The 3698-nt window shown below is 58.3% G+C and carries 2 protein-coding genes and 1 pseudogene; all 3 read right to left on the bottom strand.

Annotation, left to right across the window (positions count from 1 at the left end):
• Positions 1-1563 (bottom strand): hypothetical protein (locus BLW02_RS19250; RefSeq protein WP_139285422.1); only part of this gene is annotated, 1563 nt, incomplete at its 3' end.
• Positions 1564-2107: 544 nt separating this feature from the next.
• Positions 2108-2314 (bottom strand): annotated as a pseudogene (locus BLW02_RS19255) (IS3 family transposase); the annotation flags it as partial.
• 12 nt (positions 2315-2326) lie between these two features.
• Positions 2327-3391, bottom strand: a complete 1065-nt coding sequence (locus tag BLW02_RS19260) for an IS110 family RNA-guided transposase (protein WP_092701708.1) — start codon at positions 3389-3391, stop codon at positions 2327-2329.
• Positions 3392-3698 lie beyond the last annotated feature (307 nt).

A 3698-nucleotide genomic window follows, 5' to 3' on the forward strand; every position in this document is an offset into this window, starting at 1 on the left:
CATCGCCATCACACCCGAGTCGTCATAATCTGGTCGTCCTGCCTGGGGGAATTTGGGGTGGCCAAGGGTGGGGGAATTTGACCTGGCCATCGGGGCCTCCGGCGAATTGTGGGCCGGTGACGACGGCCAAAGATCCAGGAGTGCGCGTGCCGACAGGCGCCCCGAGCCGTGCTGAGAAATAATCGCCGCAACCTCGTCTGGAAGCTGCACTTGAAGTTGGCCAGCGAGGGGTTCCAGCCACTGCGATGTCGCAGACGAAGCCTTCCATCCCCTCGGATGCCGGGGGGCGAGTTTCTGCAACGTCAGGGTGTCGGGGTCGATGCTCCAGTCCGGCCCACATTGACTGGAAAAGGAGATGTCGGTCGCTACCATCCGAACGGATTTGGCCGTGTAGACAGCAATCCAAATGAATGCGCCCAAGAGGCGAAAACTTTCGGGTGCATCTCGCGCGATTGCAGCCTGCCACCAGTTTTCCAGACAAGCCCGTTCAAACTGATTGAGCCGGTTGGTGCTGAACGGCAGGAATTGCTGGTCCTCGATGGTGGCAAGAAGGACGCCACGTGCTTCATGTTCCTGCGCCACCGGATTGAGGTGCTCATCAATAGTTGTTTCCCAGCATTCGGTCCCATCGCCGCCGTCCTGGTCGATGAACCTTCCGGTGATGGGCTGGGGGTCTTCCGCCAAGATTTCGCCTGGAGAAAAAACGGTCGGCGCTGTACTTTGAGCGGATGTTCCCCAAAGATGCTCACGACCGGGGGACAAGCGGGCATATTGAGAAAAGGCACCCTTCGCGGTCAGGGTTTCGGATCGGCCGGCCCGGATCGGCTCAGATTCACAGTAGCTGCGCAGTGTCCGGAGCAGTTTGATATGCGCCTTGACGCCGGGCCCCTCGTTGGACGCCAGTTCTAGCTTGCCGACCAGAGCCGCAGCCTCCCAGGCCAGATGCTGTCTATATATAGAGAGTGATCCACTGGGGGGGCGAAGCCCAGCGAAAAGATCCCGCCAATCCCAGTCACCAGAGGCTGCCTGGCGCAGGCTCCAGGACACCTCGATGACTCGCTTATCCGGCTCGGAGTCCTCATAGATGGCTGAGATGAACTGGATGAACGTCCAGGTTCGAAGTGTCTCCAACCGGAGTTGGGCGGCTGCGTCAGGGTGATAGGCCCTGGGCACGCAAAGCGCGAGGAGGGCAAATTCGCGCAGCGTGCCGCGTGGGAGTTGCGCGGCCACCTGTTGGGCCGGAGGCAAATATGGATACAGACGGGCAACGGTTGGGGATGCTGACAAGGATTCCATGAGTCGGCACAACTCCGAAGCCGGCTCGGATTCGTCGGCCCATGCCGAGGCAATCTTCAACGGCCCAGACTGGCGCAAGTACTCAATGATTGATCCAACGTACTCAGGATTTGCGCCGGTTTTTGATGCATCGAGTACCGCGAGCAGCGGACGAGTCAGCCCTAGTCGGTTGGACCATTCAAGCAATGGATGAAGCGCGACTGGAAGCCCAAAGGTCTCAAAACTCTTCCCGCCGTGACCGTCCGAAATCCCTGGTACGTTGTCCATGTGGCCTAAAACGTTGAAATGCGGCGCACACTGCACCGATCGGAATCGTCAAAATTCCATGCGTATTCAACGTTTTACATCACTTCTAGTCATTTGAAAACATAAGATATGTTTTCATCGGCCTAGAGCTCATAACCCAAAGGTCGGAGGTTCAAATCCTTCTCGCGCAACCAATAAAATCAAGCATTTAGCTTGTACTAAAGGCCCACTTTTGTGGGCCTTTTTGTTTTGTGTCGAGGTTTGTGACGAGGCCTGTGTCGTCACAACCTTGCTCCATTACGCTAGCGACCATTGGGGTGCGTGGCGAGGTTGGCGTAAGACGATGAAGCTTTAACTGACTTTGTGAGCTGCCTATGCGGCAGTGAACACAGCATGCCCGGCTGGTGTCGTACCTGTCTTTTTCTGAGCTGCCTATGCGGCAGTGAACTGAAAAAGGCCGTTAATTTGGTGTTCTGACATTTTCTGAGCTGCCTATGCGGCAGTGAACTTCGCGCGCCGTGCGGTTTGACCTTGCCCTCGTTTCGTGTAGCTCTTAGCCCAACGATTACGCGGCCTTTTTGTACTGTGCCTCGTACCAGCGTTGCTCGAACTGCATCGGACTGAGATAGCCCAGCGACGAATGCAGCCTGCGGTGATTGTAGAAAGCCATCCAGTCCATCACAGCCTGCCTGGCCTGCTCTCTGGTGGCGAACTTGTGCCCATGCACGCTGGCCGTTTTCAGTCGGCCCCAGAAGCTCTCGGTCGGCGCGTTGACGCTCCTATGTCAAGTGGTGGCGACTGAATCCGCGAGGTCTTCCAGAATCAGCGGATACAACTCGCGAACGATGTAGCGCTTCAGGCAGCGATGGATTTCCTTTTTCGACAGCCCTTCAGCGGTGCGCCTGGCAACGTATTGCAGGGTGCGCGCATCGCTTCGCATTCGGACCATGGCGATGGTCCACAACGCGTTGTTGGCCTGTCTCTGGCCACCGCGATTGAGCCGGTGTCGGCTTGTCTTTCCGGATGACGCTTCGATGGGGCTCACACCACAGAGCGCTGCGAGAGCCGCCTCGTTACGCAACCGGCTCGGGTTGTCGCCAGCCGTGATGAGCAGCGTTGCCGCGGTCTGTGGTCCGACACCGAAGCGGCCGAGAGTTCTTGGCGCTGCCAGCTTTGTTAAACGGACAAGCTGCTTGTCGAGCTCGCGAAGTTCCTCGTGCAGCGCATTCCAGCGTCTGGCCAAGAGCCTGAGCGTCGTCCTCAAGCTGGTGATGACGGGGTCCTTTTCGTCATTCTCTTGGAGCGCCGCACAGGCTGCGACACAGTGCTCAGTCTTGACCTTCAACACCAGATCTCGCAAAGAGGACGGCGCGCTGACCAACAGAGCGCGCAGTTGATTGACCGCCTGCGTCTTGGCTTTGACGGCGCTGCGGCGCGCCACGCTGAGCGTGCGCAGGGCTTCGGCCATGCCGTTTCGTGCTTTGGGTACGCCCGTTGCATCGTTGGCCAGCACGGACCGCGCCGCGCTCTCGGCATCGGTCGGGTCGCTCTTTCCTCGTAGACGTCGACGGGAACGATTCGGCCGATTGATTTCCACGACCGCAATGCCTTTGTCTTCGAGAAAGTGTGTCAGACCAGCTCCGTAGGAGCCCGTCCCCTCGATTCCGGCACGATCCAGTCTGCCAAGGCTTCGAGCCCAGATCAGCAATTGTTCATAGCCGCCGAGGTTCGTCTCAACCGAGAGCGTGCCCATCACGCGTCCTACCGCATCGATGACGACACCAACATGAACGTCCAGATGTGTGTCGACGCCGAGGATGACCTCTGCCGGGATATTTGCCTGTTCCATGCCAACTCCTTTGCGATGAAGTGGCGTCGCCAAACCATGCCGAAGGACAGGACACTCAAGGTGCAGAACAAGGCTCCTATTAGGTCACTCGCAGCAGGCTCGGCAGTGCCGAGGCGAGCACTGCATCTGGCCGACAGGTCAACGCAAAGGCATCACACCAATCCCAGCACGGGTCAGGCCAGAAGCAGCGCTCGGAGCCATCGTAGATTGAGTGTCCCAGCAGTTGCCTTTCCTGCTCATCGATGAGCGCATCTTCCAGTCTTTCAAAGCGTTCTGGAACTCGCCGCTGCAATACTGGCTGCCGCGG

Origin of the sequence: Acidovorax soli (assembly GCF_900107605.1) — a bacterium.
Taxonomy (GTDB): Bacteria; Pseudomonadota; Gammaproteobacteria; order Burkholderiales; family Burkholderiaceae_C; genus Acidovorax; species Acidovorax soli.

What these genes read in the sequence shown, in the direction of transcription:
- BLW02_RS19260 (WP_092701708.1), bottom strand. Translation starts at nt 3,391, where the DNA reads ATGGAACAGGCAAATATCCCGGCAGAGGTCATCCTCGGCGTCGACACA.